The sequence below is a fragment of the Rhizobium sp. BG4 genome (assembly GCF_016864575.1).
Taxonomy (GTDB): domain Bacteria; phylum Pseudomonadota; class Alphaproteobacteria; order Rhizobiales; family Rhizobiaceae; genus Rhizobium.
On sequence record NZ_CP044125.1, the window covers coordinates 1,937,344 to 1,950,397 of the forward strand.

Below are 13,054 nucleotides of genomic sequence, written 5' to 3' on the forward strand. Positions count from 1 at the left end.
CATGTCTTCAGCTACGGATTTTGATCCGAAACCGCGCCGCGCCTCCGTTGCCGTCGATGTCGGTGGCGTCATTGTCGGGGGCGGCGCGCCCGTCGTCGTCCAGTCGATGACCAATACCGATACGGCCGATATCGATGCGACGGTCGCCCAGGTTGCCGCGCTCTTCAAGGCTGGTTCGGAAATGGTGCGCATCACCGTCGATCGCGACGAAAGCGCTGCCGCCGTTCCGAAGATCCGCGAGCGCCTGCTGCGTCTCGGCATGGACGTGCCGCTGATCGGCGACTTCCACTATATCGGTCACAAGCTGCTTGCCGATCACCCAGCCTGTGCCGAGGCGCTGGCGAAATACCGCATCAATCCGGGCAATGTCGGCTTCAAGGACAAGAAGGACAAGCAGTTCGCCGAGATCATCGAGATGGCGATCCGCTACGACAAGCCGGTCCGCATCGGCGTCAACTGGGGTTCGCTCGATCAGGATCTGTTGACGGCGCTGATGGACCAGAATGCCGAGGCGGGTTCGCCGCTTTCTGCCCGTCAGGTCACCCGCGAGGCGATCGTTCAATCAGCGCTGATCTCCGCCAATCTTGCCGAAGAAATCGGCCTGCCGCGCAATCGCATCATCCTGTCCGCCAAGGTCAGCCAGGTTCAGGATCTGATCGCCGTCTATTCCATGTTGTCGGAGCGTTCCGATCATGCGCTGCATCTCGGCCTCACCGAGGCCGGCATGGGCTCGAAGGGCATCGTCGCCTCGTCGGCGGCCATGGGCTATGTGCTGCAGCACGGTATCGGCGATACGATCCGTGTGTCGCTGACACCGGAACCGAATGGCGACCGGACGCGCGAAGTGCAGGTGGCACAGGAGCTCCTGCAGGTCATGGGCTTCCGGCAGTTCATTCCCGTCGTTGCCGCCTGCCCCGGCTGCGGCCGCACGACGTCGACGGTGTTCCAGGAACTGGCGCAGAATATCCAGAACGATATCCGCAAGAACATGCCGGTCTGGCGTGAGAAATATCCGGGAGTCGAGGCGCTGAACGTCGCCGTCATGGGCTGTATCGTCAATGGTCCGGGCGAGAGCAAGCATGCCGATATCGGCATCTCGCTTCCAGGCACCGGTGAAACGCCGGCCGCCCCCGTCTTTATCGACGGTCAGAAGGCGCTGACGCTGCGCGGTCCGAATATCGCTGCTGATTTCGAGGCGCTGGTGACGGACTATATCGAGAAGCGTTTCGGCCAAAAGACGGCCGCCGAATAGCCGCTAGATGCGGCTGGTCAGCAGCTTCAGACCCGCGAAGCAATAGAAGGCGGACATTGCGCCTTCTATCCAGCGGCGAAGGCTGTTGTAGATCCGGAGCGCGTGCGGCGTCGAAAACAGCACCGCATATCCCATGAAGATCGCAAAGCCCGTCGTCAGGCAGATGGCGACGATGAGCACGGCCACCGAGCCCGGTGCGCCCTGCGGCATGCCGAGCGCGATGATGGCGAGCCAGGCAAAGATCGCCTTCGGATTGGTGACGTGGATGCCGTAACCCTTCAGCAGCAGGGCGCGCGTCGAAAGCGGCTGGACATCCTTCGCCTGCGCAAGCTCGTTGCCTGCACGCATCGCCTTGAACGCCTTGTAGGCAAGATAGAGCAGATAGAGCCCGCCGAAGACCTTCAGAATCTCAAGGGCGATCGCGTAAGTATGCAGCAACGTTGCAAGGCCAAGCGCTGCAGCGCAGGCCCACGTGAACGAGCCACCGAAAATCCCGACACCGATCGTCATGCCCGCCTTACGGCCCTGCGTCATCGACGTCGCGACGATCGCCAGAATGGCGGGGCCAGGGCTGATGACCGCGATCACATAAGCGATATAGGCGGGCATGATGGACGGGAGATAGGATAGCGTATCGTGCATGGGGCTGCTCTTTGGCGGGAAAGCCTGAACCTGTCAGAGTTTTCGTCTGCTGTCACGCCGTCTCGATATTGTTTTCGGCGAGAGCCTCATCGGCCGCTGGCGCCGGACCTTTCCGGCGCTCTCCGTCAGCTCTTGCGGTTTGCAACGAAGCGCGCGGTGGCGGACAGCGTTGCTGCGGTGTTGCCGTAGGGCTCGAGCAGCGCCGTCGCGTCTTCGACGTGGCGGCGCAGTTCCGTTTCGGCCCATTCGATGCCGTTGAGGGCGACCAGCGTGCCCTTGCCGCGGCCGGCGTCCTTGCCTGTCGCCTTGCCCATGGTCTCGGCATCGGAGGTGATGTCGAGCAGGTCGTCGGCAAGCTGGAACGCCAGGCCGATCTTCTCGCCGAAAGCCCGCAGACGCTTGCGGTCTTCCTCGCTCGCGCCGGCAACGATGGCGCCTGCCTCGCAGGCGAAGCGAATGAGCGCGCCGGTTTTCATAGCCTGCAATGTAACGATGCCGGAGGCATCGGGTCCTGCCTTTTCGGCCGCGAGATCCAGCGCCTGGCCGCCGGCCATGCCGCCCAGGCCCGCGCCGCGGGCGAGCGCCAGGATCAGCGCGGTCTTTCGCGCGTCCGGCAGGGCGGTTTCGGGGGCTGCGATGATGTCGAAGGCGTAGGTCAGCAGGCTGTCGCCGGCAAGGATCGCCGTTGCCTCGTCAAAGGCGATATGGACGGTGGGCTTGCCGCGGCGCAGATCGTCGTCGTCCATGGCAGGCAGGTCGTCATGGACGAGCGAATAGCAATGTACGCATTCCAATGCGGCGCCGACGCGCAGTGCTGCCTGGCGGTCGCCGCCGAGAAGCAATGCGCTCTCGACGACCAGGAATGGACGCAGGCGCTTGCCGCCATTGAGCACGGCGTAATGCATGGCCGAGCGCAGGCTTTCGGGCCTGGCGATCTCGTCGGCCAGAACCGGCTTCGCAAGCAGCGCCTCGAGCAACGCTTCGATCTCTCGGGCGTTGATTTTCAACCGTTCGTCAAATGCAGCGGGGCTCTGGCTCATGGCCGCTGTTTGGCATGAGCAAAGCCCGAGGCGCAACGGAATTGTAGATGACGCGCCCAAGATTCCTTTGTGCTCTGGCCTTGGCCCTGCGCAAACGGTAAGGAGAACCAAGGGAACAGGTCTGGGCCAAACGTTGGACATCGCGCCGGAGAGAGAGGAAAGCATCGCCATGCCGGCTCATCGGCGGATGTATGCGTGGCTGCGCGGCCGCTCCTTGCTGGCGCGCATCGTGCTTGGCATCCTGGTGCTCTGCGTGCTGCCTTATGCGCTGATCTTCCTCTATCTCATTCCTTTCATCCATCCGGTCTCGACGCTGATGCTGCGCGATCTCGTGCTGTTGCGCGGCTATGATCGGCAATGGGTGTCGCTGGACGATATCTCGCCTGCGCTGGTGCAGTCGGTGATGATGTCCGAGGATGGGCAATATTGCTTCCATGGCGGCGTCGACTGGGGTGAGATGCGGATGCTGATCGAGGATACGCTCGACGGTGCCTCGACACGCGGCGGCAGCACGATCCCGATGCAGACGGCGAAGAACCTGTTTCTCTGGAATAGCCGTTCTTTCGTGCGCAAGGGGCTGGAGCTTCCTCTTGCTGTCGCCTCTGATTTCGTCTGGACCAAACGGCGGCTGATGGAGATCTATCTCAACATCGCCGAATGGGGCCCGGGCATTTACGGCATCGAGGCGGCGGCGCGCTATCACTTCAAGGTTCCGGCCTCCAAGCTGTCGCGGCGCCAGGCGGCGTTGCTTGCCGTTTCGCTGCCGAACCCGATCGACCGCAATGCCGGCAAGCCCGGCCGCGGCTTGCGGCGGCTGGCAGCGGTGATCGAGCGCCGTGCACAGGGCGCCGGCGACTACATCAAATGCATTTATGATTGAGGCCTGAACAATTCATTGGTGAGCCAAGCCCGCGGCCGGTAGAGAGAAAGCCTCACACAGCGGATGGATCGGACCATGGACAAGCTCACCCTCTATATCGGCAACAAGAACTATTCGTCCTGGTCGCTGCGGCCATGGATCGCCATGGAGGCGACGGGCATTCCCTTCGAGGAAGTCGTCGTGCCCTTCGATTTCGAGGCGGGCAATCCGCGCTTCAGGGAGTTCTCGCCGACCGGCCGCGTGCCGATGCTGCATCATGGCAGCGTCCGCGTCTGGGAATCGCTGTCGATCATCGAATATGTCGCCGAGCTCTATCCTGAGGCCGGTCTGTGGCCGAAGGACCGGGCGAGGCGGGCCATTGCCCGCTCGGTGTCGATGGAGATGCTCTCGGGCTTCCGGGCGATCCGCAATGCCTGCCCGATGAACATCCGCCGCCCCAAGGGCAAGATCGCGCTTGCCGATGGCGTCATGGCCGACGTCGTGCGCATCGAGACGATCTTCCACGACTTGCGCGAACAATCCGGCGGTCCCTTCCTGTTCGGCGGCTTCTCGGCTGCCGATGCGATGTTTGCGCCCGTCATCAATCGCTTCGATGTTTATGACCTCGTGACATCCAGCGAGACGCTGAGCTATATGGCCGCTGTGAAGGCGCATCCGGCCTGGGTGAAGTGGGAGGAGGCTGCCCGCGCCGAGCCCTGGGTCGTCCCTCACGACGAGGTTTGAGACAGGAATCAAAGGATTCTCAAAAAATGCGTTTGGGGACTGGTCAAGGCCATCCAAGGCATGTATAAACGCGCAAAATTTCCGAAATCGCGACATGTCCGTTTCGGCCGCCAGTCTGGCCGGGAATGTGTTGCCTGTGAAGTGGAGTACGAGAAATGGCTGTACCGAAGAGAAAAACGAGCCCGTCCAAGCGCGGTATGCGCCGTTCTGCAGACGCACTGAAGGCTCCGACCTACGTTGAAGACAAGAACTCCGGCGAACTGCGCCGTCCGCACCATATCGATCTGAAGACCGGTATGTATCGCGGCCGTCAGGTTCTGACGCCGAAGGAAAGCGCATAAGCTTTCCTGCTTCTGGTTTTCCCAGATCGAAGAGACCGGCCGCGCGCCGGTCTTTTTGCGTTTGCGCATGATTATATTCGCAAATGTCTTGAAGTGGCACGGTCATCTACGGCAGTATTCTACTGATCGAGGGAGAATAGACCGACATGCTCGCTGCAATGCCGCTGATGATCATTCCATTTATTCTTTACAACATGGCAATGCTCGGACTGATGGGAAGCGGCGGCATACCCGCGCTTCAGCATGACATTATTGTTCTCTCGATGATTTCAGGGGCGATCTGGAGCATGGCGCTCGGCGATCTCTTCATCGTCGTGGCGCTCGTCATTCTCTTCGTCGAAATATTGAAGGCGACCCGCAATGGCTCGGGCAGCCTGGTCAATCACATGCTGTCGATGCTGGTGTTCATTGCCTTCCTGGTCGAGTTTCTTCTCGTCCAGGATGCAGCTACGCAGGTCTTCTTCATTCTGATGACGGTGGCGCTGATCGATGTGATCGGCGGCTTCGCCGTGTCTATCCGGACGGCGGGCCGCGATGTTTCGATCGGTCTCTAGAGCGTTTCTGGAAACGCTCGGAGATCAGAGATTGTCGAGCTTGTTCTGAAGGGCGCGCAGCTGTTCCTTCAGCTCGTCGATATCCTTGGCTTCGGCCTTCTTCGTCTCCTTGGCGGGAGGCGTCATGAAGGGCGAGAACATCTGCATTGCCTGCTGGAACATCTCGGTGTTGCGGCGAACCTGATCCTCGACCATCTGCATCGGAAGCTGCAGGTTCTTGCCGAGCGGCGTTTCGCCGAAGGCCCGCGTCACCTGCTCGCGCATCTGCGACTGCTGCTCGGTGAACGCCTTCATCGAGTGCTCGAGAAAGCTCGGAACGACCATCTGCATCTGGTCGCCGTAGTAGGTGATCAGCTGGCGGAGGAAGGAGATCGGCAGCAGCGTGTTGCCGGTCTTCGATTCCTGCTCGAAAATAATCTGGGTCAAGACCGAGTGGGTGATGTCATCGCCGGTCTTGGCATCCTGGACCGTGAAGTCCTCGCCCTTCTTCACCATCTCTGCCAGGTCTTCCAGCGTCACATAGGTGCTGGTGCCCGTATTGTAGAGTCGGCGGTTGGCGTATTTCTTGATGACTATCTGACCCTCATTCTTCGCCATATCAGTCTCCTGAACCCCGTCTGATTATGTGGAATTTCCTCCAATATCGAATGTAGACGCAAAAGAACGCCGGTGACAATCTCTTTGTGCGATGCGGCAACCCCTTTTATTAGCGGCATAATTCCGCTCTTCGTAACTGCGGCCTAAAATTGCTCTGTGACAGTCTTGCCGTTTGACTCGGGCTAAAAGCTTTGCCAGTTTCGCCTTATATAGAGTGGTGAAAAAGCGAGGAGGCTTCCCATGAGCAACACATCCATCGTCATCGCCAGCGCGGCCCGTACAGCGGTCGGCTCGTTCAACGGCGCATTCGCCACTGTCCCCGCGCATGAACTCGGAGCGACTGCGATCAAGGGCGCGCTGGAGCGCGCCGGCGTCGATGGCGCCGAAGTCGACGAGGTCATTCTTGGCCAGGTGCTGCAGGCAGGCGAAGGGCAGAACCCGGTGCGCCAGGCAGCCATGAAGGCAGGCGTTCCCAAGGAGGCGACGGCCTGGGCCGTCAACCAGCTCTGCGGCTCGGGCCTGCGCGCCGTCGCGCTCGGCATGCAGCAGATAGCGCTTGGCGACGCCAAGATCATCGTGGCTGGCGGTCAGGAATCGATGTCCATGGCGCCGCATGCCGCGCATCTGCGCGGTGGCACGAAGATGGGCGACATGAAGATGATCGACACGATGATCAAGGACGGCCTGACCGACGCTTTCTACGGCTACCACATGGGTATCACCGCCGAAAATATCGCTCGTCAGTGGCAGCTTTCGCGTGACGACCAGGACCAGTTTGCCGTGTCCTCGCAGAACAAGGCCGAAGCAGCGCAGAAGGCCGGCCGCTTCAAGGATGAGATCGTGCCCTTCACCATTCAGGGCCGTAAGGGCGATACGATCGTCGATGCCGACGAATATATCCGCCACGGCGCGACGATGGAGGCGATGGGCAAGCTGCGCCCGGCTTTCGACAAGGACGGTTCGGTAACCGCAGGCAATGCCTCGGGTCTTAACGATGGTGCCGCCGCTGCCGTGCTGATGAGCGAAGCGGAGGCTTCGCGCCGCGGCATCCAGCCGCTCGTGCGCATCGTTTCCTGGGCAACGGCCGGCGTCGACCCGCAGGTCATGGGCACAGGCCCGATCCCGGCATCGCGCAAGGCGCTGGAGAAAGCCGGCTGGTCGGTCGGCGATCTCGATCTCGTCGAGGCCAACGAGGCCTTCGCCGCGCAGGCCTGCGCCGTCAACAGGGATCTCGGCTGGGATCCGGCGATCGTCAACGTCAATGGCGGCGCAATCGCCATCGGTCATCCGATCGGCGCGTCCGGCGCTCGCGTTCTCAACACGCTGGTTTTCGAAATGAAGCGCCGCGGCGCCAAGAAAGGTCTGGCAACACTCTGCATCGGCGGCGGCATGGGCGTCGCGATGTGCCTCGAAGCACTTTAAATAGCATGCGATCCATGCCTTAATGGCTTGCGATTGAAAGCGAAAACAAAGGGGAGCGAAACATGAGCAGAGTGGCTTTGGTCACCGGTGGCACACGTGGCATCGGTGCAGCGATTTCGATGGCGCTCAAGAACGCTGGCTACAAGGTGGCGGCGAACTATGCCGGTAACGACGAGAAGGCGCAGGCCTTCCACGGCGTAACAGGCGTTCCCGTCTTCAAGTGGGATGTTTCCGACTACGTTGCCTGCGGCGAAGGCATTGCCAAGGTGGAGGCGGAGCTCGGCCCGGTCGAGGTTCTCGTCAACAATGCCGGCATTACCCGCGACGCGATGTTTCACAAGATGACCCGCAGCAGTGGCACGAGGTCATCAACACCAATCTCACCGGCCTCTTCAACATGACACATCATGTCTGGGGCGGCATGCGCGACCGCAGTTTCGGCCGCGTCGTCAACATTTCCTCGATCAACGGCCAGAAGGGCCAGATGGGGCAGGCGAATTACTCGGCTGCCAAGGCTGGCGATCTCGGCTTCACCAAGGCGCTGGCTCAGGAAGGTGCTGCGAAGAACATCACCGTCAACGCCATCTGCCCCGGTTACATCGGCACGGAAATGGTGCTCGCAGTGCCGGAGAAGGTTCTGAACGAGCGGATCATTCCACAGATCCCGGTGGGCCGCCTCGGCGAGCCCGAAGAGATCGCGCGCTGCGTGGTGTTCCTTGCATCGGATGATGCGGGCTTCATCACCGGCTCGACCCTGACCGCCAACGGCGGCCAGTTCTTCGTCTGAAAGGCTAGCGGCCGCTGCGGTGATGGCCGTGGCTGCCATAGTTGTTAGGAAAGTTGCCGGCGTCATAGGGATTGGCGCTGGCGCTGAAGGTTGCGACGGCAACGGTTGCTGCGGCGATGACGATAATCTTGCGCATGGATAAATCTCCATTGTTCCCTGCCTCATTGGGCTGGGGTGTGAGGTCTTGCGAGTTGTTGAGCTGGGATCAGCGGGACGACGGGCGACGCTTCGCCTTGACCGGGACTTTCTGCATGGCAGCGCCACGATCACGGATGGCGGCGAGCGCTGTTGTCAAAGAGAGTGCTGAGATCAGGGTGGCGGCAGCGGAAGACAGAATGAGCTGAACCATCGGACATTCCTTTCTGGCCGGAAAGAAGCCGGCTTGTTGATAGGAATGTGGGGAGTGTCCTGGCGGTTCGCCAGATCGGCTTTGGGAACCGAGCGTCAACGCGGCGTTGACGAGGAGCACAAATAAAAACGGGCGCCGAAGCGCCCGTTGGCCTTATTCCGATCTTAACGGCAGCGTGCCCGGTAGGGGCCACGAGAATCGCGGTACCAGCAAAGACCGTTGCCTGCGTACTGGCCTTGGTAATAGCGGCCAGCATAGCGACCATTGCGCTGATCGACCGAGTTGCCGACTGCAGCACCAACCAGGCCGCCTGCAACGGCGCCGACGGCTGCGCCGCCCCAGCTGTTGGAAACCGCACCGCCAATAAGGGCGCCAGAGCCAGCGCCGATGGCGGTGCCCTGCTCAGTTGCCGTGCACGATGCGAGCGCACCTACGAGTGCTGCAACGAGAACAACTTTCTTCATCATGACTTACAACTCCCCAGTTACATGGCCTTTAGATGCGGCCCATCAGGACAAGGATAATGATAATAACGAGAACTAGCCCTAAACCGCCAGAAGGTCCATAGCCCCAGCCGCGGCTATAACCCCAATTCGGCAGTGCGCCGATCAAAAGCAGAATAAGGATAATGAGAAGTATCGTGCTAAGCATGTTTTCCGGTCCTTCAACTCACGCCGAGTTTCGAATGGACAATAAACACGCGTCCCGGGTTTTTGTTCCCGGCTAAACTTATTTATGTACGTGAACGGATTTCGCCTTATTTGCGATTGCAGATTTTATATTGGACGAAAAGATAATAACGCGGAAGCTAGGAAAAAGTTCCGTGCCTCGCTCTGTTTTTTAACAGGCAGTAAAATTGCGCCGGAAAACGTTAATGCGATCGGCCGCTACGAAAAAATATCTACGCGAGGCTTTCCGCATATAGTCGCTTGCCGCATCCGGCATCAACATCTAGCGGCGAACAAAGCACGAAACCTCGGAGGTCGGTGATTCGTCTGTGATTCGTTCCGGCTTTGGCCCGAAGGTTAATTTTCGCGGATTTTGCAAATTTCTTTGTCGGGCAATTGACAGGCGATTCTCGGCTAATGGGCCGTGGGCCCGGGTCAAAGTGCCTCCTGAACCGCCGGATTCAGCATCTAGTGGGAAAAACTGATTCAAAACCAATACTTAGCCGTGAACAAAAGCTGAATCAGCGCGAGTCAGCGATTCGTCGCCGATTCGTTCTCAAGCTGTTCCGAATCTAAAAACAGAGGCTTAGCGGCCGTCCTTGAATCAAAATAGCAGCGCATATCGGCGGCCCGGCTCTTGCGTTTGGTGGCCCGCCTGTCCATGTGTTGTCTGCCGACTTGACCCTGAGGCTCCCCCGCCTCACTTGCATGGACCATGACACAGAATTCGCAGCCCATGATCCTGAGCGGACGCGGCGTTACCGCGGTGCTCGGACCGACCAATACAGGCAAGACGCATTATGCCATCGAGCGCATGGTTGCGCACGGTACCGGTGTGATCGGTCTGCCGCTGCGCCTTCTGGCGCGCGAGGTCTATACGCGGCTGGTCGAGAAGGTCGGTGCGCATAATGTTGCGCTGGTGACAGGCGAAGAGAAGATCTCGCCGCCGAATGCCCGCTTCTCCGTCTGCACCGTCGAGGCGATGCCGCGGGAAACCAAGGCCGCCTTCGTGGCGATCGACGAAGTGCAGCTCGCCGGCGATCTCGAACGCGGGCATATCTTTACCGACCGCATCCTGCATCTGCGCGGCCGCGACGAAACCCTGCTTCTCGGCGCCGGGACGATGCGTCCGATCCTGCAGCAACTGTTGCCGGGGATTACCGTCGTCGAGCGGCCTCGCCTGTCACAACTCCTCTACGCGGGCCAGAAGAAGATTACCCGGCTGCCGCAGCGCTCGGCCATCGTCGCCTTCTCGGCTGACGAGGTCTATGCGATCGCCGAACTGATCCGCCGCCAGCGCGGCGGTGCTGCAGTCGTTCTCGGGGCACTCAGCCCGCGCACCCGCAATGCGCAGGTGGCGCTCTATCAGGCGGGCGATGTCGAATATCTGGTGGCGACCGATGCGATCGGCATGGGTCTGAACCTCGATGTCGATCATGTCGCCTTTGCGCAGGACCGGAAATTCGACGGCTACCAGTTCCGCAATCTCAATCCGGCCGAGCTCGGCCAGATCGCCGGCCGCGCCGGCCGCCATGTCCGGGATGGCACCTTCGGGGTCACCGGTCAGGTCGCGCCGTTTGACGATGAGCTGGTGCAGAGGATCGAGTCGCACGAGTTCGACAACGTCAAGGTTCTGCAGTGGCGGACCAAGGAACTGGATTTCACATCGATACAATCGCTGCGGGCAAGTCTCGAAAAGCCGCCGAGCGTCCAGGGTCTGACGCGGGCGCTGCCGGCCGTCGATCAGCAGGCGTTGGAACATCTTTCACGATATCCGGAAATTATTGACCTTGCGACAAAGCCCGAAAGGGTTGAAAAGCTCTGGGAGGCTTGTGCGCTGCCCGATTACCGGCGCATTGCACCGGCCCAGCATGCCGATCTGATCTCGACGCTCTTTTCCGATCTTGTGCGCTATGGCACGGTTAACGAGGATTTCCTCGCGGAGCAGGTGCACCGTGCGGACCGCACGGACGGTGAAATCGACACGCTTTCGGCGCGAATCGCGCAGATAAGAACCTGGACCTATGTGTCGAACCGGCCCGGCTGGCTTGCCGATCCGACACACTGGCAGGAAAAGACGCGGGAAATCGAAGATCGATTGTCCGATGCGTTACATGAAAGGTTGACGAAACGCTTTGTTGATCGCAGGACATCTGTGCTCATGAAGCGCCTGAGAGAGAATGCGATGCTGGAAGCTGAAATCAGTGTGAATGGTGATGTCTTTGTGGAGGGGCATCATGTGGGTCAGTTGAGCGGATTCCGCTTTACGCCCGTCGGTGGGACGGATGGACCGGACGCCAAGGCCGTACAGGCTGCTTCACAGAAGGCGCTTGCTCTGGAATTCGAAGCGCGCGCGGCGCGCATGCATGCCGCTGGCAATGGCGATCTGGCGATCAGCGCCGATGGCCTGATCCGCTGGCTCGGCGATCCCGTTGCCCGCCTGTCCGGCAGCGACCATGTGATGCGTCCGCGGGTGATCCTGCTCGCTGACGAGCAGCTGACCGGCAATGCGCGCGATCACGTCGCCGCCCGCGTGGAGCGCTTCGTCAATCATCACATCAGCACGGTTCTGAAGCCGCTCGACGATCTGTCGCGCGCCGAAGACCTGCAGGGCCTGGCCAAGGGTCTGGCGTTCCAGCTCGTCGAGAATCTCGGTGTTCTGTTCCGCCGCGACGTTGCCGACGACGTCAAGTCGCTGGATCAGGATGGTCGTGCCTCGATGCGCCGCTATGGCGTGCGTTTCGGCGCCTACCACATCTTCGTCCCGGCACTCTTGAAGCCGGCTCCGGCCGAGCTCATCACGCTGCTCTGGGCGCTCAAGAACGACGGCCTCGACAAGCCGGGTTACGGCGACCTCATTCCAGTGCTTGCCGCCGGACGCACGTCTGTCGTCACCGATCCGAGCTTCGAGCGCACTTTCTACAAGCTTGCCGGTTTCCGGTTCCTCGGAAAGCGTGCCGTCCGTATCGACATCCTCGAGCGGCTTGCCGACATCATCCGTCCGCTGCTGCAGTGGAAGCCGGGTCAGGCAAACCGTCCGGAAGGCGCTTACGACGGCCGCCGTTTCACGACGACGACTGCGATGCTGTCGATCCTCGGCGCGACGTTGGAAGACATGGAAGAGATCCTCAAGGGTCTCGGCTATCGCGCCGACGCCGTGAAGGCTGAGGAAGCGGCTGCTCATCTGGCTGTGCAGGACGCTTCGGCGGCACCTGCTGCAGCCGCCGAGCCGGCAGCAGAAGATGCTTCCGAGAAGGCCGATCACGACGACGCCGACCAGGCTGACGAAGCAACGGCTGAAACGCCGGCTGCCGAAGCGGCACCGGTCACGGTTGAGGTCGCTGCCGAGGCTGCTCCGGCCGCCGCAGACGGCGAACCCACCGAGCCGAAGCCGGTTCTCCTGTGGCGCCTTGGCGGCCGCAACGACAACCAGCGTCAGGCCCGCAATCATGGCGGCGAACGCCGTGGCGGTGGCAACAACGAGCGTCCGCAGGGCAACCGCCGTCATGGTGGTGGCGAAGGCGGCGAGAACCGTGAAGGCCGCGACAACCGCGACGGCAACCGCCAGCAGCGTGGCCGCGATGGCGGTAAGCCGCATCAGGGCCGTGGCGACCGCAACGACCAGCGTGGCGATCGTCAGGACCGTGGTGACCGCAAGGATCGCAACGACCGTAACAACAACCGCAGCGGCGCCCAGCCGCTGCGCTTCGAGGCCAAGCCGCCGCGCAAGGAAAAGCCGATCGATCCGGATTCACCTTTCGCAAAGCTCGCTGCCTTGAAGGAGCAGATGAAGAAGTAA

The 13,054-nt window shown here is 60.9% G+C and carries 14 protein-coding genes and 1 pseudogene; 8 read left to right on the forward strand and 7 right to left on the reverse strand.

The window, feature by feature from the left end; all coding sequences use genetic code 11:
* The first annotated feature begins 1 nt into the window (after nucleotide 1).
* The gene (ispG, locus tag F2982_RS09920) at nucleotides 2-1,252 is read left to right on the forward strand and encodes a flavodoxin-dependent (E)-4-hydroxy-3-methylbut-2-enyl-diphosphate synthase (protein ID WP_130283090.1); all 1,251 of its coding nucleotides are present in this window, start codon (nucleotides 2-4) and stop codon (nucleotides 1,250-1,252) included.
* Between the two features lie 3 nt (nucleotides 1,253-1,255).
* Here ispG and F2982_RS09925 read toward each other — a convergent pair whose 3' ends face one another.
* Entirely contained in the window at nucleotides 1,256-1,894 is a 639-nt protein-coding gene (locus F2982_RS09925; RefSeq protein ID WP_112718223.1) for a LysE family translocator, read from the reverse strand.
* Between the two features lie 125 nt (nucleotides 1,895-2,019).
* A complete protein-coding gene (locus F2982_RS09930; RefSeq protein ID WP_203429949.1) occupies nucleotides 2,020-2,934 on the reverse strand; it encodes a polyprenyl synthetase family protein in 915 nt (304 codons plus the stop codon).
* Nucleotides 2,935-3,067: 133 nt separating this feature from the next.
* On the opposite strand from F2982_RS09930, the gene mtgA reads away from it, so the two are divergent.
* The 4 genes from mtgA (at nucleotide 3,068) to F2982_RS09950 (ending at nucleotide 5,432) form a co-directional block, all read left to right on the forward strand.
* Nucleotides 3,068-3,814, forward strand: coding sequence for a monofunctional biosynthetic peptidoglycan transglycosylase (gene mtgA / locus F2982_RS09935; RefSeq protein WP_203429950.1), 747 nt, complete (start codon nucleotides 3,068-3,070; stop codon nucleotides 3,812-3,814).
* Nucleotides 3,815-3,889: 75 nt separating this feature from the next.
* On the forward strand, nucleotides 3,890-4,537 hold the full coding sequence (locus F2982_RS09940; RefSeq protein WP_203429951.1) for a glutathione S-transferase family protein: 648 nt from the start codon (nucleotides 3,890-3,892) through the stop codon (nucleotides 4,535-4,537).
* A 155-nt stretch (nucleotides 4,538-4,692) separates the two neighbouring features.
* Nucleotides 4,693-4,878 (forward strand): 50S ribosomal protein L32, encoded by a 186-nt coding sequence (gene rpmF / locus F2982_RS09945; protein ID WP_003543812.1) that lies wholly within the window; start codon nucleotides 4,693-4,695, stop codon nucleotides 4,876-4,878.
* A gap of 146 nt (nucleotides 4,879-5,024) precedes the next feature.
* Complete coding sequence (locus F2982_RS09950) at nucleotides 5,025-5,432, forward strand: hypothetical protein (RefSeq protein ID WP_112718233.1); 408 nt, start codon at nucleotides 5,025-5,027, stop codon at nucleotides 5,430-5,432.
* 24 nt (nucleotides 5,433-5,456) lie between these two features.
* Here F2982_RS09950 and phaR read toward each other — a convergent pair whose 3' ends face one another.
* A complete protein-coding gene (gene phaR / locus F2982_RS09955) occupies nucleotides 5,457-6,029 on the reverse strand; it encodes a polyhydroxyalkanoate synthesis repressor PhaR (protein ID WP_112718235.1) in 573 nt (190 codons plus the stop codon).
* A gap of 240 nt (nucleotides 6,030-6,269) precedes the next feature.
* On the opposite strand from phaR, the gene F2982_RS09960 reads away from it, so the two are divergent.
* Both F2982_RS09960 and F2982_RS09965 read left to right on the forward strand, forming a co-directional pair.
* Complete coding sequence (locus F2982_RS09960) at nucleotides 6,270-7,451, forward strand: acetyl-CoA C-acetyltransferase (RefSeq protein WP_203429952.1); 1,182 nt, start codon at nucleotides 6,270-6,272, stop codon at nucleotides 7,449-7,451.
* A 62-nt stretch (nucleotides 7,452-7,513) separates the two neighbouring features.
* Nucleotides 7,514-8,238 (forward strand): annotated as a pseudogene (locus F2982_RS09965) (beta-ketoacyl-ACP reductase).
* Nucleotides 8,239-8,242: 4 nt separating this feature from the next.
* Here the strand turns inward: F2982_RS09965 and F2982_RS32015 are convergent.
* From F2982_RS32015 to F2982_RS09980, 4 genes are all read right to left on the reverse strand, one after another.
* The gene (locus F2982_RS32015; protein ID WP_281438211.1) at nucleotides 8,243-8,374 is read right to left on the reverse strand and encodes a hypothetical protein; all 132 of its coding nucleotides are present in this window, start codon (nucleotides 8,372-8,374) and stop codon (nucleotides 8,243-8,245) included.
* A 69-nt stretch (nucleotides 8,375-8,443) separates the two neighbouring features.
* Nucleotides 8,444-8,587, reverse strand: a complete 144-nt coding sequence (locus F2982_RS09970; protein ID WP_203429953.1) for a hypothetical protein — start codon at nucleotides 8,585-8,587, stop codon at nucleotides 8,444-8,446.
* Nucleotides 8,588-8,751: 164 nt separating this feature from the next.
* Nucleotides 8,752-9,054: a YMGG-like glycine zipper-containing protein gene (locus F2982_RS09975; RefSeq protein WP_112718241.1), complete on the reverse strand. Its 303-nt coding sequence runs from the start codon at nucleotides 9,052-9,054 to the stop codon at nucleotides 8,752-8,754.
* A 28-nt stretch (nucleotides 9,055-9,082) separates the two neighbouring features.
* Nucleotides 9,083-9,238 carry a DUF3309 family protein gene (locus F2982_RS09980; RefSeq protein ID WP_112718243.1) on the reverse strand — a complete coding sequence of 52 codons (156 nt, stop codon included), beginning with the start codon at nucleotides 9,236-9,238 and terminating at the stop codon, nucleotides 9,083-9,085.
* A 732-nt stretch (nucleotides 9,239-9,970) separates the two neighbouring features.
* Here F2982_RS09980 and F2982_RS09985 point away from each other — a divergent pair.
* Nucleotides 9,971-13,054, forward strand: coding sequence for a helicase-related protein (locus tag F2982_RS09985; protein ID WP_203429954.1), 3,084 nt, complete (start codon nucleotides 9,971-9,973; stop codon nucleotides 13,052-13,054).